This is a genomic window from uncultured Piscinibacter sp., from assembly GCF_937952055.1.
Classification (GTDB): Bacteria; Pseudomonadota; Gammaproteobacteria; order Burkholderiales; family Burkholderiaceae_C; genus Piscinibacter.
The window spans coordinates 15616-39867 of record NZ_CALFYO010000016.1 but is presented as its reverse complement, the minus strand read 5'-3'; the positions used below and the strand labels follow the sequence as shown (position 1 = coordinate 39867).

Genomic DNA, 24252 nt, shown 5'->3' with positions numbered 1-24252 from the left:
GCGGTGCCCATCCACTCGAGCGAAGCGCGAGGGCGCCTTCCGGACTGCGCTAGGAAGCCAGCATGGCCCAGCGCTCATGGTCCCGCCAGCGCCCACCGATCTTGAGGTAGCGCGCAGAGTAGCCCTCCTGCCTGAACCCGCAGCACGCGGCCAGAGCGATGGAAGCGGCGTTGCCGGGCTGGATATTGGCCTCGAGCCTGTGCAGCTTGAGCTCCTTGAAGGCGTGGCGGACGACGGCTCGAAGACCTCGGCGCATGTGGCCCTGGCGCTCGTGCCCCGCAAAGGCGTAGTAGCCCAAGTACCCGCTTTGGAAGGAGCCGCGAACGATGTTGGAGAGATTGATGACGCCGACGAGCGCTCGATCGGTGGATCGGCAGACAAGGAAGGCGTGGTTCGAAGGCGGCGCCATGCGCTCCAGGTATGCGCGGTACTTGGCGGGCGTATCGGGCGCCGCCACCCAGGGCCGATGCAGCGAGCGGCTGCGCCGGGCCGAGGCGAGGAACTCCGGCATGTCGGCCAGGGTGGGGCGGCGTATGAGCACGCTCACATCGATGAAGCCCTGATGTTCAGACTGTCCGGGCGAGCGCCGGCGTGGCGCCAAGCCTGCGAGACAGATGCTAATCCTGAGCGCCTCCCGGGCCAAGTGCCGTGCCCGTGCGAGTCTGCTCGAGCGAAGGGTCAGAGCCTCACTGCTCGTCGCCAGGGTCCGGCGGGCTGCCCTTGTCGAAGACCACCCGCCACACCCCCGGGGATTCCTGGCGCCACACCGAGTTGAAGCGGCCGATCACCTTGCCGGCCGGGTCGCGGACCAGCCCGGTGCTCAGTGCCAGCGTTCCCGACTGGAGAACTTCGACCCGGTCCGGCGACCAGGAGAACGGTGCAGCCCCGGCCTCGAAGAAGCGAGACCAGCCCGCCACCACCTCGGACTTGCCGCGAAGTGCAGCCGCGCCGGAGAAGAAGACGGCCTCGTCGGCGATGTGGGCCGAGAAATCCGTCAGGCTTCGATCGGCCATGGACTTGGCGAACGCTCGCTCGGCGGCGAAGACCTGCTCCTGCAGGGACTCTGGTGCTGACATGGCCACTGGGATCGAAGTCGCTGCGAACGCCGCAGCCAGGGCATGGCGGATCGAGACGGCAGACAGATGGAAGCAGCCGTGAGGCGCAGCGTGGTTCATCGTGGGGCCCGACTCGGAGCCGAGGCGACCGCCGTGGACGGGTGCCCCAGGCGAAGGGTCAGCTGGCGCTGACGAGCTGCAGGTTCTGCGCGGCGCGGTCTTCGTCTCTGTCGGGCTTGGTTGCGATCGCCTCCAATGCCTTCACATACGCGTGGGGGAGACCGTGCTCGAGCGCGCCAGCGACGACGAGTGCCTTGTACCAGGTGTACGGGAGGGCAAGTCGGTCCGTGTTCGTGGCCTGGTAGGTCCATGCCTCGAGTTCGCCAGCGGTGGTGAGGACCTTCACCATCTTCTCCTTGTAGCCCATGCCGATGCCTTCCGCGACATCCAGCGACGGCTTCTCGGCCCCGTCGATCTCGTAGACCACTCCGTGGACGACACAGTCCGGCGAGGCAACCTGCACCGCGTCGCACTTGCCCGATCCGTCGCGGCTGATCTTGTGCCAGCGCAGTTCGTGGCATGGCAGAACCGCTGTGGCGACGACGCGTGCCGAGGGCGTCCGAGCCCGCAAGCGGCGCGACAGCATGTTCGAGCCGTATGCGAAGTACAGAAAGGTCGACGAGTTGCTCATGGTGGTGCGTGCGGGCTGACGTTGGGGTCGAGCGGGCGAGCGCCGAGCTGGCGCTTGGTCCGCGGGGCGGATGCTAAGCTCGGCGGGCTTGCCAGCCAAGCGCCCCGCCAGAGCGAGTGGGCGCCGGCGAAGGGCTAGACCGCCGGCGGATTCTGAGCAAAGGCCGCCATCCCCTGCGGCTGCATCACCCACGCCTGGGCGGATTCGCACCAGATGCTGACCGATGGTTCGACCCACGAGGTGTCATCGAGCGTGCCTGCCTTCAGCCAGTCGAGCGTGGGGGTGGCAACCACGTCGGAGAAGATGGGTGATCCGCATTGGGCGCAGAAGTGCCGGTACACCGGCATGCCACTGGATCCGGTGTCCTCGTACACGGCAGGCTTCTCGCTTGTGAATTGCAGCGCTCCCTTGGGGATCGCGACGTTGACCGAGTAGGCCGAGCCCGACTGCTTCTGGCAATGGTGGCAATTGCACAGCGCGGCCATGACGGGCTCTGCCGCCGAGGTGTACTTGACTGCTCCACACAGACAGCCGCCAGAGATCTTGGGCATGGGCGCTCCTCGCGAGTTGAAGCATCCATTGGAGCGGATGCGGTTGCCGGACGCAACGGGGGTTCCGGAGGCGGCGGCCGAACCTTGGAGTCGAGCCAGGGGCGACGGGCAGGCGCCTGCGTCGGGGATGCAAGGCTGGGATTGAAGGCGACTTCCCAGAGGTGACCGTCCGGATCCTGGAAGTTGCCGGCTTGGCCTCCGTAGAAGGTGTCTCGTGCAGGCTTGGCGATCCTGGCGCCAGCTTGAGCCCGGGTTGCAGGTTGACGAAGGCAACTGCACCATCCGCGAACTCGGTGCAGACAGTCCCTCCGCTTGTGCTGAGGCCCAGGCCGTTCCGGCAGAAGGCAGGCGAACGCTCAAGATCGACTGGCGCGCCGCCTTGGCTCCCCGCTACGTGGCGTTCGCCTCGAACGCGGGGTCGACGGCGACCTGAAGGCCGGTGGCCAGGTGATTCGTCTTCGCGGCCAGGGCGACGATCGCCAGCAGCTCTGCGTGCTGCGCATCGCTCATTCCCTTGGCGCGAGCCGCTGCGGTGTGGGAGTGGACACAGTAGCCGCAGGAGTTGGCAATGGAAACGGCGATGTAGATCAGTTCCTTGGTGAGCGGATCAAGGTGGGTCGGTGTTGCCATCAGGCCTTTGACCTCGGCCCATGTGTTCTCCAGCAACGCCGGGTCGAACGCGAGCGCGCGCCACAGGTTGTTGACAAGATCGGTCTTGCGCGTCGCACGAATGTCATCAAAGACGGCCTTGACGCGCGGACTGCTCTCTGGATTCTTGATCTGCTTGACGGTTGCCATGGTGATCTCTCGGGAGATTGGGCGAACGGACCCGGCCGGCGCGCCCGAACGCCGTGCGGCCTGACGATTGAAGGGGGCGGGCGAGCGCCGGTGGGGTGTCCGGCACGCGAGGCGAATGATGGCAGGGGGCGCCTCGCGGGCCAAGTGCGCTGCCGGCACCAACCAGTCGGCTCCCGCGATCGGTCACGCCGCACTCGCGCTCGCGGCACTATGCGTCGACTGAATTGACCTCTTCCGTCGCGAAGCCGGCCGGCAGCACCACCTCCAGCATTTCAATGTCTTCGCTGTGCCCGACTTCTCTGTGGCGAATCTCGGGAGGTTGATGCACGCACGAGCCGGCCTCCAGTCGAACTCGCCCCTGGCCTTCGTATTCGAACTCGATCCAGCCCTTGAGCACGTAGACCAGCTGGAACGCGGTCTTGTGGATATGGGGCTGACTCGAGAATTCCTTGCCAGCCGCAGCACGGATGACATGGGCGTCGACTCGGCCGGTGGTAGCTTCCTTGATACCCAGATCCCGGTACTCGTAGAACGAGCGAAGGCCCCGTTCGAACTTGGCGCCGGCAGCATGGGAGACGACAAAGCCTTGGGTGGTCATGGAATTTCGCTCCTGAGGGACTGTGGGCAGCGTTCTACCCCAATGCCGCAGCGTGCTGCGCAACAGGGGCGAGTGCCGCGGAGATGCCCAGCCTAGCCTGGCCTGCGGCTCAGCAGGTACCACGCGACAAGCGCGAGTGTCGGGTCGAGCACTGCAAATGTCAGCATGACGTGCGGGAAGACACCCGCCGCAGCGGTGGGGACCAGCACCGCAGGAACCAGCACCAGCCGATCAACGACAGTGGCTGCGACGAACTGGCGTCCTCCGGTTCTGCCCCCGAAGAAGTAGAACCAGCCGACGACGGCCACCACCATGCCGAGGACGCGTACCAGCGACTCTTCCCGACCGATGAAGGCTGGATCGCGAAAGACGGTCTGGACGACTCCGGGCCACGCAAGGAAGACGAGGCCGGCGGCAGCGTAGAGGACGCCGCAGAAGGCCGTGAATCGGGACGGAGCGGGGAGATTCTCCGGGGCCTGAGCCAAATCGCTGATCAGGGACATGAGATGGCTCCGTGATGGCCTGGGCGTGATCGCCGAAGGGAGGGTCGGGGTTCGGTGCGGCCTCCCGTCGGAGCCAAGGGGCGAGCGCCGGTACGGCGCCCGGCCCGGTGACCGGATGATGAACCACCCCGGCTGGCCGGCCAAGTGCCACGCCGGTGCGGGGCCGCCCCGTCAAGACGCTCAGGACGCGCCCAGCGGCGCGGTGCCAGCCGCGAGCGACTGAGCAGACTTATGCCCCAAGCTGCTTTGCCGTGTGATCGAGGCAGTGCTCAACGTCCGCTGTGTCGATCACCTCACCAGGCTTGGCCGTGAGTTCGACCGATACGACGCCATGCCGTGCCTGGACATCCATGGCCTGCAACTTGTCGTACTGCGGCGTTGGGCACGAGCAAGTACCCGAGGCGCACTTGCTGAACGCCTCCAGCAGCGCGGCTTGTTTGTCTGTGTCGACCACTGCGGTGATGCGCAGACCGGATTCTGTTTTCTCGACAGTGTGCTCCACGACGTGGCTCCTCGGTGCCCTGGGCTCTCGGGTCAGTGTGCCTGCATGGGTGGCAGGGCGGCTGTGATCCTGCTCAAGCGTTCCAGCGGAGGGCTCGGGCGGCTGGCCGGTGGCGGTCCACCCGAGCGAAGGGAAGGCCGCTGTCCTGTGCATGGACAGGCGCCGGAGTCGGGCAGAGCCATGGGCCTTGGTGCAGGCCGCCGAGGGTTCAGAAGCTCGTGCGACCGCGCCATTTCCGGTCGCACCTACTGTGAGATGTCCTTGCGCATCTGCTCATACTCTTCGCGTGTGATTTCGCCTCGTACGTACCTCTCCTGCAGGATGTCGAGCGGAGTCCTGCGCGGCGCATCTTGTTCCCCACTGCTGCGCGTCGCGGACCAGCGGATCAAAGCGACAACCCCAACGATGATGGCGCCCCAGAAGAGCAGCATGAAGATCCAACCGAAGCCCATCCATCCATACCCGTCAGTCCATCCCATCATTGGCATCTCCCAGGGCCGCACCAGGCCAGCCAGGAAGACAGCGTACTCCTTGCGTCGGGTCGGGTCGACCTGAGGTTGCAGCGGAGCGGCCGACGCCGGGAAGGCGCTCGGTCGCTGGCCGGACGATGGTGCACACCGGCTGGCGGGCCATGGTCCACGCCGGTGCGAGCCCGTTCGCGAGAAGGGCTGCGCAGCAGCCTTGTGGCCCGGCGCCTACCCGCAACATCCCCGCTGCAACTGCACGGGTGGGCACTTCACCGTGCCGAACGAACAGAACACACAGCAGTTGCCAGGAGTCGGTCGCAAGAGCCTGTGGCAGTTGGTGCACTCGTAGAAGTACTGGCAGGCATCCGTGGGCATCGACTCCGACTTCTCGAATCCGCAATAGGGACAACGAAGCAGGGAGGCGAGGACGAGCTGACTTGTCGACTTCTCTGAAGCGTTCACGCTGATTGCCTCTGTTTCGGAATCGCGGACACCACGACATACCGTGGAGCGCGCGTGATCCGTGGACAGCATGCCACATGACTGCCGCAGCGGTACAGGCCGACGCGCGGTGCGCTTGCACTGAGATGCCCAGCACCTGAGCTGAGCCGCGAGCGCCGTGACGGTGGAGGGTCCTCGCGAACGAGTGCATGGGCCGCCCGATGGCAGGCCTCGAGGCGGCTTGACCCGGCAGGGGCTACGCGCCAGAGCCCGATCCGGCGGGGCATCGCAGGCCAGGGTCACGGACGGGCTAGGATGGTCGAACTGTTGCGACAGCGGAGGACGAGGATGGGAAGTCGAGACGCACACCACAGTCGGCGGGACACACTTCGCTCAATGCTTGTGTTGCCCGTGCGCCTCGCACTGGCCGGAGCCCTCGGCGCTTGTGCCGGGATGCAGCAGGAGAGCAAGCAGCGCCACGTGGCGTCCGTGCTGAAATTCCTCTACCCGGGAAGCGACACCCCTGAACCGCCCAGCCAGAAGTTGGCGGAGATCCACGTTCCCTTCCGCATCGGCGTGGCCTTCGTGCCTGACGAACTCGGCTCGGCCTCCCGCTTGTCGGAGCCCGAACGGCAGGCTTTGGCCAGTCGAGTTCGAGACGCCTTTGCCGACTACCCGTTCGTACGACACATCGAGGCCGTCGGCTCGCTCTATCTGGAACCTGGAGGTGGCTTTGGCAACCTGGATCGTGTCGGGGCGATGCTCAACCTTGACATGATCGCGTTGATTTCCTACGACCTCGTTCAACATGCCGATTCGAGTGGCTGGTCGTTTCTGTATTGGACCGGTGTCGGTGCCTACCTCATCGAGGGCGATCGTTTTGATGTGTTGACGGCCGTTGACTGTGCCGTCATCGACATCCGCAGTCGCCGCCTGCTGATGCACGCAGGTGGAACTGCACGCGATCGTGGCTCGGCGACCTTGGTGGGCTTTTCGGAGAAGTCTCGCGAGGCACGCAGCAGGAGTCTCGTGGCGGCAATTGATCAGATGATTCCGGCACTCAAGGCAGAGGTGGCTCGCTTTCGCGAGTCAGCGCCGAGAGATCCGACCATCAAGCTGATCCTGCCCCCCGGATATGACCCCCGCGCCCGGAAGTCGGGCGGCTGATGGGCTCCGGGCCCCGAGCGTCTCGAGTCGCCGGACCTGCTGAGCCGGCAAGGCGCCGCCCAACCACCGTTCAGTCGCGAGAGTTGAAGCGTGGCCTCGGGAGTTCTCCACTGCTCGTTCTTACCGCGGCCTTGTCCAACCACGGTGGCGGACCACTCGAGCGAGAGGTTGGGCGATGGGGCAGGCCTCGCGTCCCGCGAGTGGCGACGTCAGCGCCTGGCGGTCGGGCTGACGATCCGATCCAGCAGCTCGGCATCGTCCGGTAGCAGGCCAACCTCTGCAAGTCGCGGCGTGAGCGTTACCCAGTTGCGATTGATCGCAAATGCACGGCGAAACAGCGGCAGCGATTCCTCGATGCGCCCCATGTTCACCAGCGCCACCGCGTGCCAATAGACCATCTCGGCATTGCCAGGAGAGAGCCGCGAGGCCGCCTCATAGGCAGCAAGCGCACCTTCATTGTCCTTTTTTTCCATTGCTTGATCGCCGGCATTCATGAAGTTGTACGCGCGCTGCAATTTCGCCAGGCGCCGCAGTTCCTTGAGCGGTTCGGTGCCGTCGTCGACCCGAAGGTCGAAGACGCGGTCGGTGGGGCTCCCGGTCGCCTTTGACGCGACGACGATCAGAGCCGCCGACTGCTTTCCCCGGATGTCACCACCGGCTGCCTGTGCTGCGTCGAGGGCAGCAAGCAGGCGCTCGGCCAGGTCGCCTCTGCCGCCCTCGAAGGCCCGCGCCATTGCGGGCCAGACCTTCTCGTTCAGCATCAGGTTGGCCTGCGCTGAATAGTTCGGGCCGGTGACATGGCCGGCTGCCGGAATGTTCTTAAGGCCCGTGTGAGCGGCAACGCGGCCTTGTGCATCGATCACGGCGACCTGCCGCACGTCCCGCCCACCGTCGGCGGCGAGCAACTCCGAGAGCGCTTCGGGCGCACTCTTGCCGGACCGCATAAGTTCCAAGCCCTGCCGGCCATACCTGAGATCAACGAAGGACTGGGTTGCCACCGCGCCAATGCCTGGCTCGGCCGAAGGCACCACAGGTCCGACCGCAAACCAATGTGAATGCACTGCGACCCCGAGTTCACCGGCTGCCGGGTCGCGGGCAACGATCGAATAGGTGTGGACTGGACGCGATGGCAGCGGTGGTTGCGCAAACACCGTCACTACGAACGTCGACAGCAGCATCGACACTACCGAACGTGCGACAACGCATTTCATGTCTTCCTCCTCCGATGGCAAGCAGAGCTCACTGCCAAGGTCGGCAGAAAGTACTCACCGCGGCCGGACGAATGAGCCGAGGGGCGCCGGCAAGGTGCCTGGCCCGCGCGGCGCATGCTAAACATGGGAGACCCGCGGTCCAAGGACCAAGTCGGTGTGCGTCCGCCTGAGCGAAGGTTCAGGCCGCAGCTTCCTCCACAAGCAAGTGGTCACCGTTGCGAGGCGCGTGCACCGCCTCTTGATGCCACTGCCCGCGCTGCTTGCAGCGGACCTTGGAGAACAGCATCGGCAGAAGATTCTGGAAGAGAGGGAACGGCTCGGCGGAGCTCATGACTTGGAAGTGCAGATGCGGCTGAAGCGATGAGCCGGAATTGCCGACCTCTGCAAGTGGCTCGCCCGCTGCGACCGACTGTCCGGCCTTGACCAATACGGAGCCGCAGCGCAAGTGGGCATAGAGTGGGTAGATGCCACCGCAGTCCAGGATGACGTAGTTTCCGCCGAGGTTGGAGAACGGCGGCGCGACCTTGGGTCCGAAGAAGAGCAGGCTGCCCAGGTCACGAAGCATCGACAGCGCGTGGCGATCAGTTGCGCCATCTGCGGCCACGACCACGGTTCCCGAAAGCGCCGCGTAGACGGGCAGGCCCCAGGCGAAAGTGTCCTCCACGGTGATACGCGATAGAGCGTGGCGGGCCAGGGACACGCCTTTGTACGGACTCTTGTGCTCGTCCACGGCAAGGAGGTCGAAGGCAAGCTTCGGGTGTCCGGGCGGGTTGAAGATGGCCCACTGGCCGCGGACCGGAGGGTGGACGACGACTGGAGCAACCATGGGTGTCTCCTGCGGCTTCACGTTTGAGCTGAGGGGCCGGAGCCGGAATGACCCTTGGCCCGCGGGCGGATGATAGGAACCAGCGTCTCGCGAGCCAAGTGCCATTCAGGTGCGAGTCGGCTCCAGCGAAAGATGGGGCCGCACCTCCTCGGCGGAGTGACGAGTGGTGTTATCGATTGCGCCGCTGCCGTTCGCTGGGGCCCCCGTTCCTGTCGCCGCCCACCTTCACGCCGGGACAGTTTGCGAGGAAGTACTCCGCTTCGGCACAGGACCTCATCTGAGGGCAGTACTGACGTCCATCGCACCCGAAGCCGCTAGAGACTGCGGGGGTCGCAGGAGTCACCTTGGCGGGCGCTGCAGCAGCAGCCGCTGCGCGTCGCTTCCTTTCCGCAGCGTTGAGTTCCTCGAGTGTCGGACGTCTGCGAACCAGGTCAGATGGGCAGGGCCCCCCGCTGGCAGGTGACGGTGCCGTTCACGATGCACCTGTTCGTCGGTGCGGCGCCGACACTTGGGACGGTGAGGGCAAGAGCGGCAACTGCGCTGAGCAGCGATGGGATTCCGAGCATGGCTGGTCGACAGAGACGGACAGAAGGGGCCGTGCAAGAGCGCAAGTAGTCGCTTTCGCAGCCCGACGTTGGAACTGAGGGGCCGGTGGAGGTCACCGCCCCGGCGAAAGCTCAGGCCTCAACCCTGTGCATGAGGAACTTGACGATGCCGTTGGGGTAGCCGGCAATTTGAGCCAAGACGGAGTACCCGTGCCTGCGATAGAAATCCGGCGCCTGGTAGCTCAGCGTTGTGAGATAGAACGTGCTGCAGCCTCGAGTTCTCGCGTGTGCCTCGAACTCCTGCAGCAACCGAGAGCCAACCCCGTGGGAGCGGAGTTCCGGAGCAACCCAAAGCTGCAGCAGTTCGCAGCATTGGCCCCAGGTTCTTCCTACCGCGCCACCGACGACTGTGCCGGCCTCGTCTGTGGCGAACGTCGCCAACTGGCGTACCTCCGTGAGTGGCGCCACGGCGTGGTTGTGTTGCTCGAGCCCAGTGTCGACCGCGAGCAACTTCTCTTCTGGCGGCGCGTCCGAAGTGCTGAAGGCAAGCGGTGGAGGGGGCATCCGAGGCCTAACTCTTGAGCTGCGCGGCCGTGACCGGCGTCGTGCTTGGCCCGCGAGGCGCAGCATAAGCCTTGCGCGCTTCGAGGGCCAGGTGCCGCGCTGGTGGAGTTCTGCTCGAGCGAAGGGCTAGGCCGCACCGCCGCTCAGCAAGGAGGCCAGTTTCAGCGTGGTGCCCCAGTTGCGAGTAGTGATGCCCCGACCGGCCCACCCCAGGATGGCAGAACCAGCCTGGCTCTCGAGAAGCCCGCCGGCGCAGTGCAGATACGCGGCATGTTCCGTGATGGCCAGGCGCTCGCCTGGATGCAGCAGCGACCGAAGGGCGCCGAGTTCCTGGATTCTGGCGGGATCCATCGCAAAGGCGACGAGAAAGCGTGAGTTCTCGGACGCAGGAGGTGCAATCGGGTTGTTGCCTGCGATTGCGGCGAACTCGGCTGCTGACTTGACGATGACGGGGGTGACGACACCGAAGCGAGCCTTGACCGCGGCGGCAATGTCGGCGGCGAGTCTGGCCGGACTGCGACTGGCAGACGCGAACACGGCATTGCCGCTGTTCAGAAGCGTTTGCACGGACGTGTGGCCGAGTTCCTCCAATGAGGCACGGAAATCGGCCATGGGCACCTTGTTGCCCTTGCCGACGTTGACACCACGGAGGAGAACGACGAAGCGGGACAACGGTGTGGCCATCGCTTCGAGCGATGCGGGCGGCCACGGTATAGCGCCAGGCCCGCGGGGCGCAGGATTCCCGGGGGCGCTACCTCTTGGTGTATGTGCCATCGAACACGGTGCGTCGCTGACCCTTGCTGTCGGTGGATTCCCAGAGTTGGCGAACGCTGCCGTCGGCGTTCGGCGTCCACGTGATCCGGTGTTTGGCGACCTTGCCGGCTTCGACGGTTTGTCCTTCGAGCACCATGCTTGCGCCGCGCAACCCTCCCTCGAGCAGGAGCAAGGTCCCGGCGTTGTCGACCCAGGTCTGGTGCCAGACCTTCCGGCCGGAGTCGTAGGTGTTCAGGCTCTCGCCCCTGTAGCCTCCGCTGCTGGCGTAGCGTTCGTGCAGCACGCAGCCACCGTACTCGCCGGAGATCTTGTTGACGCCTGCGAGCTTGCCTTCGGGCGTGTGCACGTTCCACTCGCCAAGCCAGAAATCGAACTGGCGGTATTCGGTCGCGCCACAAGCGGTGCCTGCGGCAGCAGCAGTGAGTGCTGGAAACGCGATCGAGAGAGCGACCAGGGCACGAGAGAGCACCATCTGTCCTCTGGTTGGCGGTCCAACGCTTGAGCTGAACGGGCCAGTGCCGGTATGGTGCTTGGCCCGCGAGGCGAATGATAGACAGAGAAAGCCTCGTGGGCCAAGCGCCCCGCCGGTGGAGGTTCCGCTCCAGCGAAAGGCCTGGCGTCGCTGAAAGGTGCGAGCCGGGCAAGCCTAGCGACCGCGCTGGACCAGTGCCTTGAAGGTGAGGTACAGACCGATTGCGAGGAGAGACACCTGCAATGCAAGCAGGACTGCTGGGCCGGGTGTGCCGCGCAGCGCAGCGTCGGGTGCGAACATGCGATACAAGCCACCGAGAACTGCGAACCAACCCATGAGCGTGACAACGACGGGCCACGCAAGCAACCAACGATTGTGAGCTCGTACGATCGACAAGCCGGCCACGAACCAAAGGGCTCCCGCGAGGTAGACCTGAGTGACCGGTACCGTCGACCAGATGGCCGGGTTCGCGATCTCGGAGGCAGTCAGGGCGACGAGCGTGGGACCCAGGAGACTGGCTACTTGCTTCGACTCGGCCACGGTGACCTCCTGGGCTTCGTTGCGACGGCTGACGCCTGAGCTGACGCGCGAGCGCCAGTGTGGCGCGTGTCCCGCTGGACGGATGATGAACCACACCTGCCGGTGGGCCAAGCGCCCTGCCGGTACGAGTTGGCTCCAGCGAAAGGTCAGGGCGCGCTCTCGCCGTTGACTCGCTCGTACTGGGACCAGAACTCGTCCGGCGGGAACTCGGCGAACTGCGGCAATTCGTCAGTGACTCCGTACCACGGCGCCCTGGAGGCTGTGTGAATGTGAACGATGGGTCTGACCCCGGGGTCATCGTCGAGCGCCCCGGCGGGAATGGTCACATGGGCCCCCTCGTCTTCGAGTACGGGCATGTTGGAGCCACACACGCGGCAGAAGGCACGAAAGTTCTCTGGCGAGGATTGGCAGCTCTGGATCGGTGACTCGCCGGCAAGCCAGCGAAAGAGAGTTCCATCCGCGTGGAGGAAGCTGCCAAAGGCTGAGCCATGCGCTTTGCGGCACATCGAGCAGTGGCTGTGATTGATGAACTGGGCGGGACCACCGCGAGCAAAGCGAACTTGCCCGCATAGACATGAACCGTGAACCATGCCGTGACCTCCATGGGGGCTTGCGCGCCCTAACGGCTCAGCCGAGCGGGCCGACGCCGGGAAGGCGGTGGATTTCTAGGACGTGCCGCCATCGCCCTTGGTGTTCCAGAATCTCTCCATGGAGATGTACGTGAAAGACGCGGTCCAGCCGATGAGCAGCAGCCCGTTGAGGGCCTCGACACCAGCGAGGAGCCGAATGGGGCCTGTAGGGGTGACGTCACCGAAGCCGAGGGATGTGTAAGTCTCGGCTGAGAAATAGAGGCAAGCCGAGAGCAAGGAACCGGATGCGCCAGCAAGGTTGCCGGCGCCGTGATAGCCCACGAGAAGGTAGACGGCCAAGCCGTAGAAGAGGATCTCCAAGGCGTGGGCAAGGAATGCCACGGCAATCACGACGAGAAGCTTGAATCGATCGGGCAGGGCAAGGCCAGGCAGGCGTGCATTGAGGCCGCGGAGGACCTCGTAATGCAGAAACCCCGTGGCCACCACCAAGAAGGCCGCGGCGATGACAACGATTGGCATGGGCGAAGTGTCTCAGGAGTGGGGTCAGCGCCTGGGCTGAACCGAGATCGCCGGCATGGCGATTGGCCTGCGAAGCGGACGATGACAGTGAGCGCCTCGGGGGCCAAGTGCCACGCCGGTGCGCGTCGGCTCGAGCGACGGGTCAGGCCTCATTCCGTTGCGGCGTGACGTGCATTTTCAAGTGAGCACCTTGCGGAGCCGAACGCCGGCGTTCGGGCCGCGATGTTCAAGCGCATCGACGTAGTCGGCGAAACCTCTTGCCCTCCAAAAGCGTTCAGAAGTGGGCGGGATGCATTCGACACTGACGGTTCTTGCCCCGTGGCTGGAAATGACAGAGAACATCGCCTTCGCAAGCGCCACGCCGTAACCGAGGCCTCTGTGCTGCGGATGCACCTCGAAGATGAGAATGTCAGACTCGTCCTTGATGACCCGGTACACGCCGAACGCGACAACTGCCGTGCCTTCCAGGAGGCAGCAAGCTCGGCCGTCCCTGAAGCACTCGGCGATGACATCGCGATTGCAGTAGAAGCCCGTGCCGAACTCGTCACTCTCTGCCTTGAGCCAACGCAGGACTTGTGCAAGGTGCAGCAGCGTGGGCGACGTCGTGACCGAATGCATTGAAGGCTCTCATGAGGCCTGAGGTTCGAGCTGAGGGCCGGAAATGGAATGGTGCTTGGCCCGCGAGGACGATGATAGGAAGCACCGGCGAACGTGCCAAGTGCGAGGCCGGTGGAGATCTCCGCCCGAGCGAAGCGCCAGGCGGCATCTCGACCCTGACAGGGGTGTGGCGAGAACGCACTGGAGGATTCGACTCACTCCTTGGCGTGCCAGAGCAGCGCAACAGCGCCAGCCACAACTACCGCCTCCATGAACCCCGCGTGGACACCGGCCGGAATGTGCTTCAGCAGTGCGCGTGCAATGAAGGCCCCTGGGGCTGTGAACAGACCGACCAGCAGGCCGACCAACCCAAGCTCGAGATCGAGTGCGGCCAGGTTGCCGAACAACGCGACCTTGGTGAGGCCCATGATGACGGAGACCACGGCGTCCGTGGCGACGAGGGCGCTGCCTGCAACGCCGACGGACATGAGTATGGAGATCAGGATGACCCCCGTGCCGGTCATGCCACCGTTGATGAACCCGAAGAAAGCGCCAGCGCCGAACTCTGCGGCGGGCAAGCACGTGAACTGCGCTCGGCGAAGAAGCCGCCGAAGAGGAACGCTGACCAGCAGGAAGGTGCCGAGGAGGACAGCAATCCACTTGGAACTCAGCAGGGTGTAGCTGTAGGCGCCGGCGGCACACGCCGGCAGACCGAGTGCGAGCATCCTCCACACGTGGGCCCATTGGACTTCTTGCCAGAAGGCGATGACGCGACTCCCGTTGTTCAGGAGCATGGCGACGGCCATGACTGGGATGACGTTGGTGACCCCGACCAAGGGAACCAAGAAGACGGGAAGGACCAGGCCGGTTCCAAAGCCGGACAGGCCGCCAAGCGTTGACGCGGCAAGTGCCATGAAGCAAGCCAGGGCAAGTTGCCACGAGCTGTCGCCGAGAGTCAACGCAGCCTCCAGGTGCCACCAAAGGCTTGAGCCGAGGCACCAGCGCCGGGATGGCGCTTGGCCCGCTGCCCGGATGATGGCTCAACCCGGCTGGCAGGCCAAGTGCCATCCCGGCGAGCGTGCTCGCTTGAGCGAAGGGTTAGGTCTCACCGAGATGACCGCGCTCGATGGCTGCATCCTGATTCTCGAAGATGGCCATGGCCGTGAGCAGGCGCATGAAGCCGAGCTTGCGATAGAAGCCCTCTTTGCCGGGTACGGCGTACAGGATGATCTTCTTGTGCCCGCGTGACGCCTCGACCAGACGCGACACCATCTCGCGGCCCAGGCCCGATCCCTGATGTGACGGCATGACAGCCACGTCGCAGATGTAGGAGCAATCTGCGCCATCCGACAGCGCTCTACCTGCCGCAACGAGCTGTCCGTGCTCGTACGCAAAGAACTTGAATCTGCTGTTGGTGAAGACGGTACGCAGGTGCTCTGCGCTCTTGTTTCCCAGGGGAGCCAAGCGGTAGAGTGATTCCAGCTCGCTCCAATCGACCTGATCTTGGCCGTGGATCCAGATGATGGACATGAGCAGCGCGGACTGTGAGGTCGAACGTTTGAGTTGAGGGGCGAGCGCCATGCCGGCGTGAGTCGGCGCCGGCGAAGTGTCAGGGCGTATTGCCTGTGCGGGAAGCCAAGTGTGCTGGGACCAAACCGGCGAGAGATTCGCCCCGCATGCGCATGGCGACCCGGCAGTGGCTGACCCCAGGGGTTGCTTGCGACTGCAGGACGACAAACTGGCCGCCGGCGTGCCGCATGACTTCTCTGTCGAACTCCATCATCCGGTAGCAGGCATTCAGGTTGCCGCTGCCTCGCAGCGGACAGTGGGTGTGGATCTGGGCGATAACGGTCTGCTCCGAAGTGCTCTCGATGGGAACATGCTTCTTCGAGGGAAAGGATCGCTGCCAAAGCGGTCCGAGCTCGGAGGTGCTCCGCGCGGGGCCGATGCGCTTTGCTCGAACCGTGATGCGCGCCAAGGCACGAGTGACGACATTCGACAGCGGTTCAAGCATTGGCCATCGGGCCAGGAACGCGAGTGCCCCGAGTGTCAATTGCACGGACCAACGGATGAGGGAGTTCTTCATGCGCTCTGACGTTTGGGCCGGTGTGGCGCTTGGCCCGCGAGGCGCATGATAAGAACCAGCGTCTGGCGGGCCAAGTGCCATGCCGGTGCGAGTCGGCTCCAGCGAAAGGTCAGGCGTCAACGTGAGCCGTTTCCGGGAGACTGCTGATCCTTCCGATAGACAACCTTCAGATCGACGCTCCAGGCTCCGCCCGAAAGTCGCTCCCGCCTGACCTCAAAGGAGTTCTCTCCCATGCGGCGCCAGACCGATCGATAGGCGATCTGCGTTGGATCCGTACGGCCAGGTACCGGGAAGAAGAGTTCCTCATCCACGTAGTGCGCATCCAACTGCCGGTAGCTGCCGTCCGAGCCCCAGATGAAGTACGCAATCCTGCGGGTGGATTGATCCCAGGCGAACAGCGAATCGCCCTCGAACTGTGTAGACCGTTGGCCTTCGCGTTCGGACTCCAGCTTGGCCGAGCCACGCAAGAACTTGCCAAACTGACGCGTGTAGCACTGCGTGTGGAATGTCCTTCCGTCGGGGAACGTCGCGACCCAGCAAGAACCAGCAAGACTGCCGAACCAGCCGAAGTCAGGTTCGGTGGCGCGCGCAGCAGCAGCGAGAGTCAGGCCAACCAGCGCGGCAGCCGCTGCTCTGACTGCGACAACGTCAGACTCCAGTTGCACGGCAGATCCCCGTGACGCCCAACGTTCGGCGCTTGATTGCCGCGTCCGATGGCGGACGCCGGCTGCACGCCATTCTTAGGCAACGCCGCTCCTTGCGACGACCTGTCCAAGAACAATCCGTCCCTCCTGAAGATTCCGCCGTTGATTCTGCGCCATCGCTTGAAAGTCAGACCCCAGTAGCACATGGAATCCGAGGGGAGGCAGCCCTTCCTTGCGGATCTTCTCGGCCAGCGACACAAACCAATCGCGCGCCACCTCCGTGGTGTCCGACCAGTCTGAGATTGTGAATCCGGCTTCCTCAAGAAGCCTTCGCAGTTCGCTCGGTTGAACGAGAAAACTCGTATCCGGTGTGCGTGCCCACGGGACAGGAAACAAGACCGGGCCGGAAGGACCCGCCAATACGTCGTAGATGGCGAGCGTGCCACCCGGCTTTAGAACCCGGTGCATTTCTCTGTACAGCCGGGTCTTGTCCGGAATGTTCATGGCCACGTGCTCCGTCCAGACGACGTCGAACACTCCATCGTTGAACGGCAGGTTGGTGGCATCACCCTGGCGATAGCTGACCAGATCCGAGAGGCCAACCTTGGCGGAGAGCATGGCAGCCGCACGGCAGTATTCGTCCGTGAGATCGATGCCGGTGACGCTGCAGCCAAATTCCTTTGCAAGACATCGCGAAGTCCCGCCAACGCCGCTGCCGACATCGAGAACACGCTTCGTCGCATCGAGTCCAGCAGCCCGGGCGAGCTCGAGGGTCGCCGCCCGACCGCGGATATGAAACTCGTCGACGGGTGCCAAGTCTTCCAGCGTAAGGTGGTTCAGGTCTTTGCCTGCCTTCTCCAGAGCCGCCAGGATGACGCTGCCCACATCCGGGCTGGAGTAGTGCGTCTGGATGGCTTGGTTCAATCGATTCGGCATGGACGCTCCTGCGCGAGTTTGCGTTGCCTGACGTTTGGGCGGGGGCATGTGCGCCGGCATGGCGCTTGGCCCATGAGGCCAATGATAAGAACCACCGGTTCGCCGGCCAAGTGCCATGCCGGTACGAGTCGGCCCCAGCGAAGGATGGGGCGTCGGTACCTCTTGCCAGCTTGAGGCCGGGCGCTGGACCCGCGAGGCGGGGCGTCCTATGCTTGTTGGCTGGCTCCATGAGCCCAAGCGGTTCCTCGTGCGCCAGCTCCTCGACGCTGAGTGAAAGGACTGCATATGTTGGCCAACGCTACGGTTACCACAATGCTCCCGGTCATCGACATGGCCCGAGCCCGCGAGTTCTACGAACGACGCCTAGGTCTGGTGCCGGGAGGATTCAAGCCAGACGGCAAGTTTGTCTACCGGGTCGCTGGCAGCACACTTGCCCTGTTCCCGAAGCCGGAAGGGACGAAGGCAGAGCACACGGCAATCAGCTTCCAGGTCGAAGACATCGAATCGACGATTGCCGAATTGAAGCGCGCGGGCGTTGCATTTGAAGACTACGACTTCCCCGAATTCAAAACGGTCAACCACGTGTGCGTGCTCGGTGCGGAGAAGGCGGCCTGGTTCAAGGACTCGGAGGGGAACTATCTGTGTCTTCATCAAGACTTGGCGTAGCCGCCGCGTCTGCCGGCGGCGACTGACGCTGGAGCCAAGTGGACCGCCGCGGCATGCCATGGCGGGGCCGCTTGTGCGAAGTGTTGGGCGTCTCCACGACAGTGACTAGGCCGTGCGTCGGGTCACAGCGAACCAAGCCGCGGCGAAAAAGACATAGATCACGACAGTGGACCGTCCGAGCGCATTGGTCGCGCGGTGATCGCGAGTTGGATGGAGAGCAGGGCACCTATGACGCTGGCGGCCGAGAACACGCCTGCGAAGCGACGCCGCAGCGACGGATCTGTGGCAGGACGAACGGCATAGGCGGCCGCGGCTGTGAACAGGAGGCCGGTGCCGAAGTACCTCGCCACCCCTGTCGTGCCGGGGTTCCAGCCTGAGATCCCGTAGAAGGCACCAGTGGTCTCAGGAGCGAGAAGAAAGGAGAGTCCGAACAGGCCGGTGACGATGTAGGCCAGCATGCACAGGAGACTGAAGTTCATGATCCCTCCAGCAGGGTGCGCCGAATAGCCGGTGAGACACGATACGCCGCGTCACACGTTCAAAAAAGACTGGATGAGCGTCCGCGCAGACGGGCGGCATGGGGGCGCCGTGAGCGTCCAGGGTGTGTCGTGAGACGCCCAATGTTTGAGCGAAGCCGAGAGCGCCGGCGAAGGGTTAAGCGGCCTTCCTGGCTGAAGCCAGGGGCTCCGGTGCAGGCAAGGCTGCTGAAATGGCCTGTTGCTCCGGCGAGCCGGGTACAGAGGAGAGCTCTGACAACCAAGGCAACGCAGAGTGGCACCAGATCTGAGCGGATGGTTTGAGTGCCGCTCGTTGACTGACGCACCCAAGGCGAATGCTGACCCACGTGGGGCTCTCAGTGGCGGATGAGTAGATCGGGGTGCCGCACGCCGGGCAGAAGGCCTGGACGCGACGGTTGCCACTGTCTGCGACCTTCACATAGACCGTCGGGTTGCCAGTGAGGACGAAGTGCTGTGTGTCGGCCGGAACAACATGGCGAAACGGCGAGCCCGAGAGGACCTGGCAATCGGAGCAATGGCACACCATGACTCGCGCAGGATCAACCTCCGCGGTAAAGGTGATTGCTCCGCAATGACATGCGCCGTCGATGAGCATTTGAACCTCCGCCGGATGCTGCTGTGTCGCCAAGTGCTTGAGCTGAGGGGGCGAGCGCCGGTATGGTGCTTGACCCGCGAGGCGGAGCATAGACCTCGAGAGCCTCGCGGGCCAAGTGCCGTCCTGGTGGAGGTCCGCTCGAGCGAAGGGTTGGGCGCCTTCGCGCGTTTGGGGCCGCAGCTACGTCGCGGAGCCGAACTCTGTGGGTTCGAAGTGCTTTGGTAGTTTGAGCCCCGGACGTTCGTCGTCCCAGGCCATGGAACTGATTCTCCAACCGCCGGGGGTGAGAACGAACTGCGTGGAGATCATGCCGCGCGCTTCGAAGGAGGCACCTTTGAGGGTGCCGGACTTGACGTAGGCGCTGAAGCGTTGCGCGACGTTCCCGAAGACCTCTGTGGCTTCTGCGGTCTCTGCTTCACGAAACCGTGTCAACTCTCCGGCCTCGACCGAGGCCTGGCGAGGTTGGATGAACTCTAGGACAGAGGAGATCTCTGGCTCGGCACCACTGGCCTTGATAAGCAGGCCGGGCTTGATGAACAACTCGTGAAGCTTGGAGTAGGCCGGCCTCTCTCCCGCCTCGAAGGAGACGGCGTGGAAGAATTCGTCCGTGAGACGCTTCAACTCCGCCAGAACTGCGCCGTGAGAAGGAGCGCTCATGTCAACCTTTCCGCAGAACAACTGCGCGGTGCGCAGCATGGATTGTGTGACGCCTAAGGTTTGAGCTGAAGGGCGGAGCCGGAATGGCGCTTGGCCCGCGAGGCGAAGCATAGACCTGCAGGGCCTCGCGGGCCAAGTGCCATGCGGGTGGAGGTCCCCGCTCGAGCGAAGGCTTAGGCGGCTCTGCTTGCCTTGAACACGAGTTCGAGACCCTCTCCGTCGCTGTAGTAGTAGTCGCCGCTGGGGCTGATGACAACCGCTCGGTTCCTACGCGCATCGGAGAAGTACTGCCAGCCGTGGGCAGGCTCACCGGGCTTGGCCGCGACGGCAATAGCTTGCATGTTCGAGGCTTGGTGACGCTTGTCGCGCAACTCCTTGCGATGTTCACCGGCGTACGAAGAGACGCCAGTCACGGCTGCCGCGAGGCACAGCGCTACGCCAATGCTGCTGAGGTTCATGATCCTTCCTTTTCACCGTCTCCAGTCGACGCTGACTGTGCTTCTACTTTGGGCGTCAAAACTTAGGAACGTCTGAGGGCTCGCCCTTAACGGACGGCAGACCTGCCAGGTCAGCGTGGAAGACGCTGTGCAGGCGCAGTTGGTTGTGTGAGCCGCCCAATGTCTGAGCTGAGGGGCTGGCTCTGGCAGGGCGTCTTGGCCGCCAGGCGGATCATCTGCGTGAGCGCCTCGTGGCCAAGATGCCCTGCCGGGCACAGATCCGCCCGAGCGAAGGGTTAGGCAGCAGCTGCCTCCTGCTGTCGCGAACAGGTATGGGCGTACAACAAGGCCCAGCCGCTGGTTGCCCTCATCGGTTGCATGCCGTCAAGGCAACTTCCACGAGGCTCGATGCGGTACGGAGAACATCGCCATTCCATCGGATGACTTGACCGGTACGACCGAATAGTCGGCGCGACCGGTCATGCCAGCGTACTTCCCGGTACCCCCGACAAACACATGCGTGACAATTGGCTTGCCGTCGGCGATGCGGGACTCGTAAGTGGAGAACATCTGATCACCATCAGCGTCGGTTTCCGTGCAAGCGCCGCGTGAGACTGCCTGCGGGCTGCCGGACTCGTGCAGGCCAACACAGCGCACGCCCAAGCGGTGGAACATCCCAGAGCCCTTGTCATTGCGCGATACGCCACTGAACTCCACGAGCGAAGCCGTGCGGTCCGCCAACTTCAAGGGTCTCGCGGAATGGACGATGTAGTCCGTTGTGTATGCGTCGTTGCCTTGACGTGGCAAGCCGGCGGCCGTGGCCGCGGTGGTCAGCATCAGGCCAATCGATCCAAGCAAGATGGAGTGCTTCATGTTCGCTCCTGGCTAGTACCAACGCCGACCGCAGGACAGCCCGGTCGGTGGCCGATGGCCGGCGAAACCGGCCTCCTGTTCGGACAGGCTCCCGCACATGAGCGCAGGGAAGGTGAGAGCACCTGAAACATCGCCGCGAGGGCAAGAAAGGCTTCAAACACCAGCATCGTGCTCGGCTGCTCGACATGTCCAGGGCATGACTGTGCGCAACTCGGAGCAACACCCGGCGATGGCAACGAGCGTCGTCCGAGCGGGTCAAACACGTGGCTTCTGCCGTCTCTGCTGCCTAAGGTTTGAGCTGAGGGGCGGCCGGCGGAGGTCCCGCTCCAGCGGAGGGCTAGGCAGCACTCGCGGCGGTGCCCGGAATGACTGAGAACAAGAGGTAATCGCTCGGGACTCCGCGGACGATGCGGAAGTTGCGCAGCTTGCCCTCCAGCTGAAAGCCGCACTTGGCTAGCACCCGCTGCGACGCGTGATGACGCTCCAGTGTGGTTGCCTGGATTCGGGCCCAGCCCTTGTGTTCGAACGCCCATTGCACCGCCGCTGCACACGCGCGAGTAGCCAGACCTCTTCCCCAGAGTTGCGGGTGGACCGTGTAGGTGATCTCGGCCGTTCGGTTCAAGCTGGACACTGTGTGAAAGCCCACCGAAGCTATGAGACGAGCGGACGAAAGCTCTCGGATGGCGAATAGCAGAGGTGAGTTTGGGTCACCTGACAGGGAGCGCTCGATCAGGGGAACAGCGTCTGCCGTCGATCTGACGGTGGAGCTGACGAACTCGTTGGACTCAGGAAGCGCCGCATAGGCGACCCAGTCGTCAGCGTCAGCGACGACCATGGGTGTGACGGCGAAGCCAGACATCTCGGGTGCAAGCACGCGCGTTCCTGTGCTCCCAGCGCTTGAGTTAACGGGCCGACGCCGGGAAGGCGCTTGGCCCGCGCAGCGGATGATGACTCTTCCCGGCTCGCGGGCCAAGTGCCTTGCCTGCGGGATCCGCTCGAGCGAAGGGCTTAGGCTTAATTCTCGGGAAGGGCAAGCCGCATGGGTATGAACGAGATGCCATGTACGGAGACGACCTCACCGGCGGGTTCGAAACCGAAGGCACGATACGTGGCGACGGCTCGAAGACTTGAGTTCACCGTGAACTGGCGCGGGGCGGAAGTCTTGAGCGCGTGAGCCTTTGCCTCCTGCCAAAGGCGACGGGCTACACCTGTACGCTGATGGTTCCGGCCCACGAACAGGTGGAAGACGTGACTGACATTTCGAAGCGCGATGAACCCCAGCAAGGCTCCTTCGCGCTCGGCGACGATGTAGGTGTAGCGCGGTGATTCGAGATACCCACGTTCAGCCTGGCTCGAGACCGACGCGAGGAAACTTTCAGCTCCTGTGCCGTCCGGTTTGTCGGTGAGCTCGGGTTGGAAGCTCGCAATGAGCGCGGCGATGGCTTCTGCGTCGTTGGCGGTGCCCGAGCGGAGCTGCATGGGGCCTAAGGTTTGAGCTGAGGGGCCGATACCGTGATGGCGCTGGGCCCGCGAGGCGAATGACGACCTGAACCGCTTCGCGGGCCAAGGGCCATGCCGGTGGAGGTCACCATTCGAGCGAAGGGTTAGGCCTCACCAGGGAGCGGATGCGGGCGTTGCCACTCCTCACGGCTGAGCACGTGGGTCGCCAGAGTCGTGCCATACCAAGGCTCAAGCCCTCGGTAGCGCATACCCAGGCGGTCCATGACGCGCGATGAGTCAATATTGTCGGGGTGGCGGACGGCCAGAAGCTCCGCCGCTGCGAGGTTCTCGAAGGCGAAGGCGGCCATTCGGGCCGCGGCCTCCGAAGCCAAACCTTGGTGCCAGAAGTCAGGGTGTAGGCGCCACCCGACCTCCAGAGGATTGCTGCGCAGACGCTCCAGATCGGCAGGGATGGCAGCCTCTTGCCGCAGGTGCTGGATACAGCCCGCGCCTGCGACACGACCGCCGTTCAGTTCGATGAAGGCCCACCAGCTTGTTCCCCATGCAGCCCAGCAGCGCTGTACACGTGCTATTCCTGCCGAGGTCTGCTCGCGCGTCTCGGGCTGTCCGCTGATATAGCGCATCACTTCAGGTCGCCTATTCATCTCGTGGAGACCGTCGAGATGGTGCTCGCCAAAGGGTTCAAGGCGCAGGCGTGTTGTGTGCAGGATGGTCAAGGGGGGAGTGAGATGTTTGCTGTGAGACCGAACGTTTGAGCTGAGCGCGCCGACGCCGGGATGGCGCTTGGCCCACGATGCGGATGATAAGGACCGGTGCTTCGCGGACCAAGTGCCAGGCCGGTGGAGGGCCCTGCTCGAGCGAAGGTCGGTCCCCACGTTCGCCTGGCAGCGCGGCCGGTCGTTCAGCGGCCTTTCAATTCCACGGCAACGAGCGTACGCTGTGTGCCCCCTCTGTGGGCTGACGGGCTCCGGGGCACCACCAAGCCCACGCGTGTACGGTGGCTGCTCCTTCTCGAGAAGACTGGAGATACCCATGAAGTACATCGTGAGTTGGACCCTTCCGCAAGGCACGTTCAACGCCGCAGTTGCGCGCTTCCTGGAGACGGGAGGTGCGCCGCCAAAGGGCGTTGAACTGATCGGGCGTTGGCATGGCATGAGCGGCCAGGGCTTCGCGGTGACCGAGTCATCGGATGCGAAGGCGATGTTCCAGTATCAGGCTCAATGGGCTGACCTCCTGGCTATGAGCGTGACACCTTGCCTTGAAGACGTCGATGCCGGCGCGGTGCTGGCCGGATTGGGCAAGCGCTGAGACTCTGACGTTGGAGTCCCCCAGCAGGCCGCGCGATGCCACCGGGGGCTTGAGCCATTGCAGGCTCCCGCAAGGCAGATCTTCGCCTCGCCGCTCAGGTTGCGTGTGGCCCACCGTTTGAGCTGAGAGGTCGGAGCCGGAATGGTGCTTGGCCCGCGAGGCGGATGATGACAGCGAGCGCCTCGCGGGCCAAGCGCCATCCCGGCGGAGGTCCCGCTCGAGCGAAGGGTTAAGCGTCGCTGCTGCCAGGGACCGCGGCCGCCTCGGGCACTTGAACAAGCGCCAACCGCAGGGGCTCTGAGCCCGCATTCCAACTGTCATGGCCCTGCCCGGTCGTATCGGTCGTGAGCACGCAAGTCCCAGGCTTCAGTTCGAACGTTGTTCCATCTCCGGCCTGGCAGCCCATCTCTCCCGCCAGGCAGATTACCCACTGCTTCGCTGGGCTCGGATGCCAACCCCCGTGCCAACCGACGGGCAACTCGACCAAGACGAAGGCCCGGGCGTCTGAGGCGCGGGCAACGTGCATAGGTGGAGCTGGCGGGGCGAAGTCGACAAGCGTGAGTTCCTTGCTGAACTTCGTGTCGACGCGGGACACGCCGTCCTCGCCAGCGAAGAGGTGAATGAAAGCCCAGGCGGCTCTGCCGGTGGAGGTCCGCGCGA

At 64.2% G+C, this 24252-nt stretch carries 36 protein-coding genes and 1 pseudogene; 3 read left to right on the top strand and 34 right to left on the bottom strand.

What is annotated here, in order from left to right:
* Nucleotides 1-49 precede the first annotated feature (49 nt).
* From Q0599_RS06215 to Q0599_RS06165, 11 genes and pseudogenes are all read right to left on the bottom strand, one after another.
* Complete coding sequence (locus tag Q0599_RS06215) at nt 50-547, bottom strand: GNAT family protein (protein ID WP_298827188.1); 498 nt, start codon at nt 545-547, stop codon at nt 50-52.
* A 139-nt stretch (nt 548-686) separates the two neighbouring features.
* On the bottom strand, nt 687-1076 hold the full coding sequence (locus Q0599_RS06210) for a nuclear transport factor 2 family protein (RefSeq protein WP_298827185.1): 390 nt from the start codon (nt 1074-1076) through the stop codon (nt 687-689).
* A 157-nt stretch (nt 1077-1233) separates the two neighbouring features.
* On the bottom strand, nt 1234-1746 hold the full coding sequence (locus tag Q0599_RS06205; protein ID WP_298827183.1) for a gamma-glutamylcyclotransferase family protein: 513 nt from the start codon (nt 1744-1746) through the stop codon (nt 1234-1236).
* Between the two features lie 134 nt (nt 1747-1880).
* A complete protein-coding gene (locus Q0599_RS06200; RefSeq protein WP_298827181.1) occupies nt 1881-2297 on the bottom strand; it encodes a GFA family protein in 417 nt (138 codons plus the stop codon).
* 131 nt (nt 2298-2428) lie between these two features.
* A pseudogene (locus Q0599_RS06195) lies at nt 2429-2661 on the bottom strand (VOC family protein); the annotation flags it as partial.
* 26 nt (nt 2662-2687) lie between these two features.
* The gene (locus tag Q0599_RS06190; protein ID WP_298827178.1) at nt 2688-3095 is read right to left on the bottom strand and encodes a carboxymuconolactone decarboxylase family protein; all 408 of its coding nucleotides are present in this window, start codon (nt 3093-3095) and stop codon (nt 2688-2690) included.
* 208 nt (nt 3096-3303) lie between these two features.
* Complete coding sequence (locus Q0599_RS06185; RefSeq protein ID WP_298827175.1) at nt 3304-3693, bottom strand: cupin domain-containing protein; 390 nt, start codon at nt 3691-3693, stop codon at nt 3304-3306.
* Nucleotides 3694-3785: 92 nt separating this feature from the next.
* Nucleotides 3786-4196 carry a hypothetical protein gene (locus Q0599_RS06180; protein WP_298827172.1) on the bottom strand — a complete coding sequence of 137 codons (411 nt, stop codon included), beginning with the start codon at nt 4194-4196 and terminating at the stop codon, nt 3786-3788.
* Nucleotides 4197-4425: 229 nt separating this feature from the next.
* Complete coding sequence (locus Q0599_RS06175; protein ID WP_298827169.1) at nt 4426-4698, bottom strand: hypothetical protein; 273 nt, start codon at nt 4696-4698, stop codon at nt 4426-4428.
* A gap of 245 nt (nt 4699-4943) precedes the next feature.
* Nucleotides 4944-5180 (bottom strand): SHOCT domain-containing protein, encoded by a 237-nt coding sequence (locus Q0599_RS06170; protein WP_298827166.1) that lies wholly within the window; start codon nt 5178-5180, stop codon nt 4944-4946.
* Nucleotides 5181-5393: 213 nt separating this feature from the next.
* Nucleotides 5394-5627 (bottom strand): GDCCVxC domain-containing (seleno)protein, encoded by a 234-nt coding sequence (locus Q0599_RS06165; RefSeq protein ID WP_298827404.1) that lies wholly within the window; start codon nt 5625-5627, stop codon nt 5394-5396.
* Between the two features lie 375 nt (nt 5628-6002).
* Here Q0599_RS06165 and rhlP point away from each other — a divergent pair, with 375 nt between their 5' ends.
* Nucleotides 6003-6773 carry a rhombotarget lipoprotein gene (gene rhlP, locus Q0599_RS06160; protein WP_298827164.1) on the top strand — a complete coding sequence of 257 codons (771 nt, stop codon included), beginning with the start codon at nt 6003-6005 and terminating at the stop codon, nt 6771-6773.
* A gap of 209 nt (nt 6774-6982) precedes the next feature.
* Here rhlP and Q0599_RS06155 read toward each other — a convergent pair whose 3' ends face one another.
* The 14 genes from Q0599_RS06155 to Q0599_RS06095 all read right to left on the bottom strand — a co-directional run bounded on the left by Q0599_RS06155 (nt 6983) and on the right by Q0599_RS06095 (nt 17077).
* Complete coding sequence (locus tag Q0599_RS06155; protein WP_298827162.1) at nt 6983-7984, bottom strand: DUF1028 domain-containing protein; 1002 nt, start codon at nt 7982-7984, stop codon at nt 6983-6985.
* 178 nt (nt 7985-8162) lie between these two features.
* The gene (locus Q0599_RS06150) at nt 8163-8810 is read right to left on the bottom strand and encodes a M23 family metallopeptidase (protein WP_298827160.1); all 648 of its coding nucleotides are present in this window, start codon (nt 8808-8810) and stop codon (nt 8163-8165) included.
* 677 nt (nt 8811-9487) lie between these two features.
* Nucleotides 9488-9919, bottom strand: a complete 432-nt coding sequence (locus tag Q0599_RS06145) for a GNAT family N-acetyltransferase (protein WP_298827158.1) — start codon at nt 9917-9919, stop codon at nt 9488-9490.
* Between the two features lie 126 nt (nt 9920-10045).
* Nucleotides 10046-10603 (bottom strand): DUF1697 domain-containing protein, encoded by a 558-nt coding sequence (locus Q0599_RS06140; protein ID WP_298827156.1) that lies wholly within the window; start codon nt 10601-10603, stop codon nt 10046-10048.
* 67 nt (nt 10604-10670) lie between these two features.
* A complete protein-coding gene (locus tag Q0599_RS06135) occupies nt 10671-11165 on the bottom strand; it encodes a hypothetical protein (protein WP_298827155.1) in 495 nt (164 codons plus the stop codon).
* 174 nt (nt 11166-11339) lie between these two features.
* Nucleotides 11340-11705 (bottom strand): hypothetical protein, encoded by a 366-nt coding sequence (locus Q0599_RS06130; protein WP_298827153.1) that lies wholly within the window; start codon nt 11703-11705, stop codon nt 11340-11342.
* A 146-nt stretch (nt 11706-11851) separates the two neighbouring features.
* A complete protein-coding gene (locus Q0599_RS26135) occupies nt 11852-12211 on the bottom strand; it encodes a GFA family protein (protein WP_367180911.1) in 360 nt (119 codons plus the stop codon).
* 159 nt (nt 12212-12370) lie between these two features.
* Nucleotides 12371-12814, bottom strand: a complete 444-nt coding sequence (locus Q0599_RS06125) for an ion channel (protein WP_298827150.1) — start codon at nt 12812-12814, stop codon at nt 12371-12373.
* 177 nt (nt 12815-12991) lie between these two features.
* On the bottom strand, nt 12992-13432 hold the full coding sequence (locus Q0599_RS06120) for a GNAT family N-acetyltransferase (protein WP_298827147.1): 441 nt from the start codon (nt 13430-13432) through the stop codon (nt 12992-12994).
* Nucleotides 13433-13626: 194 nt separating this feature from the next.
* Nucleotides 13627-14370 (bottom strand): sulfite exporter TauE/SafE family protein, encoded by a 744-nt coding sequence (locus Q0599_RS06115; protein ID WP_298827144.1) that lies wholly within the window; start codon nt 14368-14370, stop codon nt 13627-13629.
* Between the two features lie 139 nt (nt 14371-14509).
* Nucleotides 14510-14941, bottom strand: a complete 432-nt coding sequence (locus Q0599_RS06110) for a GNAT family N-acetyltransferase (RefSeq protein ID WP_298827141.1) — start codon at nt 14939-14941, stop codon at nt 14510-14512.
* 79 nt (nt 14942-15020) lie between these two features.
* The gene (locus Q0599_RS06105; RefSeq protein ID WP_298827138.1) at nt 15021-15497 is read right to left on the bottom strand and encodes a hypothetical protein; all 477 of its coding nucleotides are present in this window, start codon (nt 15495-15497) and stop codon (nt 15021-15023) included.
* A 116-nt stretch (nt 15498-15613) separates the two neighbouring features.
* Complete coding sequence (locus Q0599_RS06100; RefSeq protein ID WP_298827134.1) at nt 15614-16162, bottom strand: hypothetical protein; 549 nt, start codon at nt 16160-16162, stop codon at nt 15614-15616.
* A 75-nt stretch (nt 16163-16237) separates the two neighbouring features.
* Nucleotides 16238-17077, bottom strand: a complete 840-nt coding sequence (locus tag Q0599_RS06095; protein WP_298827131.1) for a methyltransferase domain-containing protein — start codon at nt 17075-17077, stop codon at nt 16238-16240.
* Between the two features lie 285 nt (nt 17078-17362).
* Here Q0599_RS06095 and Q0599_RS06090 point away from each other — a divergent pair, with 285 nt between their 5' ends.
* Nucleotides 17363-17743, top strand: coding sequence for a VOC family protein (locus Q0599_RS06090; protein WP_298827128.1), 381 nt, complete (start codon nt 17363-17365; stop codon nt 17741-17743).
* Nucleotides 17744-17901: 158 nt separating this feature from the next.
* Here the strand turns inward: Q0599_RS06090 and Q0599_RS06085 are convergent, their stop codons facing one another.
* The 8 genes from Q0599_RS06085 to Q0599_RS06050 form a co-directional block, all read right to left on the bottom strand.
* The gene (locus tag Q0599_RS06085; protein ID WP_298827125.1) at nt 17902-18222 is read right to left on the bottom strand and encodes a hypothetical protein; all 321 of its coding nucleotides are present in this window, start codon (nt 18220-18222) and stop codon (nt 17902-17904) included.
* Between the two features lie 175 nt (nt 18223-18397).
* On the bottom strand, nt 18398-18787 hold the full coding sequence (locus Q0599_RS06080; protein ID WP_298827401.1) for a GFA family protein: 390 nt from the start codon (nt 18785-18787) through the stop codon (nt 18398-18400).
* Between the two features lie 249 nt (nt 18788-19036).
* Nucleotides 19037-19552, bottom strand: a complete 516-nt coding sequence (locus Q0599_RS06075; protein WP_298827119.1) for a hypothetical protein — start codon at nt 19550-19552, stop codon at nt 19037-19039.
* A gap of 134 nt (nt 19553-19686) precedes the next feature.
* Nucleotides 19687-19971, bottom strand: a complete 285-nt coding sequence (locus Q0599_RS06070) for a hypothetical protein (RefSeq protein WP_298827116.1) — start codon at nt 19969-19971, stop codon at nt 19687-19689.
* Between the two features lie 363 nt (nt 19972-20334).
* On the bottom strand, nt 20335-20823 hold the full coding sequence (locus Q0599_RS06065; protein WP_298827115.1) for a hypothetical protein: 489 nt from the start codon (nt 20821-20823) through the stop codon (nt 20335-20337).
* A gap of 337 nt (nt 20824-21160) precedes the next feature.
* Nucleotides 21161-21697: a GNAT family protein gene (locus tag Q0599_RS06060; RefSeq protein ID WP_298827113.1), complete on the bottom strand. Its 537-nt coding sequence runs from the start codon at nt 21695-21697 to the stop codon at nt 21161-21163.
* Between the two features lie 140 nt (nt 21698-21837).
* Nucleotides 21838-22302, bottom strand: coding sequence for a GNAT family N-acetyltransferase (locus Q0599_RS06055; RefSeq protein WP_298827110.1), 465 nt, complete (start codon nt 22300-22302; stop codon nt 21838-21840).
* Between the two features lie 125 nt (nt 22303-22427).
* Complete coding sequence (locus Q0599_RS06050) at nt 22428-23000, bottom strand: GNAT family N-acetyltransferase (protein WP_298827107.1); 573 nt, start codon at nt 22998-23000, stop codon at nt 22428-22430.
* 316 nt (nt 23001-23316) lie between these two features.
* On the opposite strand from Q0599_RS06050, the gene Q0599_RS06045 reads away from it, so the two are divergent.
* Nucleotides 23317-23592, top strand: coding sequence for a DUF3303 family protein (locus Q0599_RS06045; protein WP_298827104.1), 276 nt, complete (start codon nt 23317-23319; stop codon nt 23590-23592).
* A 229-nt stretch (nt 23593-23821) separates the two neighbouring features.
* Here the strand turns inward: Q0599_RS06045 and Q0599_RS26130 are convergent, their stop codons facing one another.
* Nucleotides 23822-24118 (bottom strand): cupin domain-containing protein, encoded by a 297-nt coding sequence (locus tag Q0599_RS26130; RefSeq protein ID WP_367180910.1) that lies wholly within the window; start codon nt 24116-24118, stop codon nt 23822-23824.
* Nucleotides 24119-24252 lie beyond the last annotated feature (134 nt).

Excerpts from the sequence above, each read along its gene's own strand:
- Q0599_RS06155 (WP_298827162.1), bottom strand. The coding sequence starts at position 7,984 with ATGAAATGCGTTGTCGCACGTTCGGTAGTGTCGATGCTGCTGTCGACG.
- Q0599_RS06170 (WP_298827166.1), bottom strand. The coding sequence starts at position 5,180 with ATGATGGGATGGACTGACGGGTATGGATGGATGGGCTTCGGTTGGATC.
- Q0599_RS06075 (WP_298827119.1), bottom strand. The coding sequence starts at position 19,552 with ATGCTGCGCACCGCGCAGTTGTTCTGCGGAAAGGTTGACATGAGCGCT.
- Q0599_RS06110 (WP_298827141.1), bottom strand. The coding sequence starts at position 14,941 with ATGTCCATCATCTGGATCCACGGCCAAGATCAGGTCGATTGGAGCGAG.
- rhlP (WP_298827164.1), top strand. The coding sequence starts at position 6,003 with ATGCTTGTGTTGCCCGTGCGCCTCGCACTGGCCGGAGCCCTCGGCGCT.
- Q0599_RS06055 (WP_298827110.1), bottom strand. The coding sequence starts at position 22,302 with ATGCAGCTCCGCTCGGGCACCGCCAACGACGCAGAAGCCATCGCCGCG.
- Q0599_RS06210 (WP_298827185.1), bottom strand. The coding sequence starts at position 1,076 with ATGTCAGCACCAGAGTCCCTGCAGGAGCAGGTCTTCGCCGCCGAGCGA.
- Q0599_RS06185 (WP_298827175.1), bottom strand. The coding sequence starts at position 3,693 with ATGACCACCCAAGGCTTTGTCGTCTCCCATGCTGCCGGCGCCAAGTTC.
- Q0599_RS06125 (WP_298827150.1), bottom strand. The coding sequence starts at position 12,814 with ATGCCAATCGTTGTCATCGCCGCGGCCTTCTTGGTGGTGGCCACGGGG.
- Q0599_RS06190 (WP_298827178.1), bottom strand. The coding sequence starts at position 3,095 with ATGGCAACCGTCAAGCAGATCAAGAATCCAGAGAGCAGTCCGCGCGTC.
- Q0599_RS06085 (WP_298827125.1), bottom strand. The coding sequence starts at position 18,222 with ATGAACTTCAGTCTCCTGTGCATGCTGGCCTACATCGTCACCGGCCTG.
- Q0599_RS06095 (WP_298827131.1), bottom strand. The coding sequence starts at position 17,077 with ATGCCGAATCGATTGAACCAAGCCATCCAGACGCACTACTCCAGCCCG.
- Q0599_RS06180 (WP_298827172.1), bottom strand. The coding sequence starts at position 4,196 with ATGTCCCTGATCAGCGATTTGGCTCAGGCCCCGGAGAATCTCCCCGCT.
- Q0599_RS26130 (WP_367180910.1), bottom strand. The coding sequence starts at position 24,118 with ATGCACGTTGCCCGCGCCTCAGACGCCCGGGCCTTCGTCTTGGTCGAG.
- Q0599_RS06145 (WP_298827158.1), bottom strand. The coding sequence starts at position 9,919 with ATGCCCCCTCCACCGCTTGCCTTCAGCACTTCGGACGCGCCGCCAGAA.
- Q0599_RS06090 (WP_298827128.1), top strand. The coding sequence starts at position 17,363 with ATGTTGGCCAACGCTACGGTTACCACAATGCTCCCGGTCATCGACATG.
- Q0599_RS06045 (WP_298827104.1), top strand. The coding sequence starts at position 23,317 with ATGAAGTACATCGTGAGTTGGACCCTTCCGCAAGGCACGTTCAACGCC.
- Q0599_RS06120 (WP_298827147.1), bottom strand. The coding sequence starts at position 13,432 with ATGCATTCGGTCACGACGTCGCCCACGCTGCTGCACCTTGCACAAGTC.
- Q0599_RS06200 (WP_298827181.1), bottom strand. The coding sequence starts at position 2,297 with ATGCCCAAGATCTCTGGCGGCTGTCTGTGTGGAGCAGTCAAGTACACC.
- Q0599_RS06150 (WP_298827160.1), bottom strand. The coding sequence starts at position 8,810 with ATGGTTGCTCCAGTCGTCGTCCACCCTCCGGTCCGCGGCCAGTGGGCC.
- Q0599_RS06070 (WP_298827116.1), bottom strand. The coding sequence starts at position 19,971 with ATGAACCTCAGCAGCATTGGCGTAGCGCTGTGCCTCGCGGCAGCCGTG.
- Q0599_RS06135 (WP_298827155.1), bottom strand. The coding sequence starts at position 11,165 with ATGGTGCTCTCTCGTGCCCTGGTCGCTCTCTCGATCGCGTTTCCAGCA.
- Q0599_RS06065 (WP_298827115.1), bottom strand. The coding sequence starts at position 20,823 with ATGAAGCACTCCATCTTGCTTGGATCGATTGGCCTGATGCTGACCACC.
- Q0599_RS06205 (WP_298827183.1), bottom strand. The coding sequence starts at position 1,746 with ATGAGCAACTCGTCGACCTTTCTGTACTTCGCATACGGCTCGAACATG.
- Q0599_RS26135 (WP_367180911.1), bottom strand. The coding sequence starts at position 12,211 with ATGTGCCGCAAAGCGCATGGCTCAGCCTTTGGCAGCTTCCTCCACGCG.
- Q0599_RS06105 (WP_298827138.1), bottom strand. The coding sequence starts at position 15,497 with ATGAAGAACTCCCTCATCCGTTGGTCCGTGCAATTGACACTCGGGGCA.
- Q0599_RS06140 (WP_298827156.1), bottom strand. The coding sequence starts at position 10,603 with ATGGCCACACCGTTGTCCCGCTTCGTCGTTCTCCTCCGTGGTGTCAAC.
- Q0599_RS06080 (WP_298827401.1), bottom strand. The coding sequence starts at position 18,787 with ATGGTGTGCCATTGCTCCGATTGCCAGGTCCTCTCGGGCTCGCCGTTT.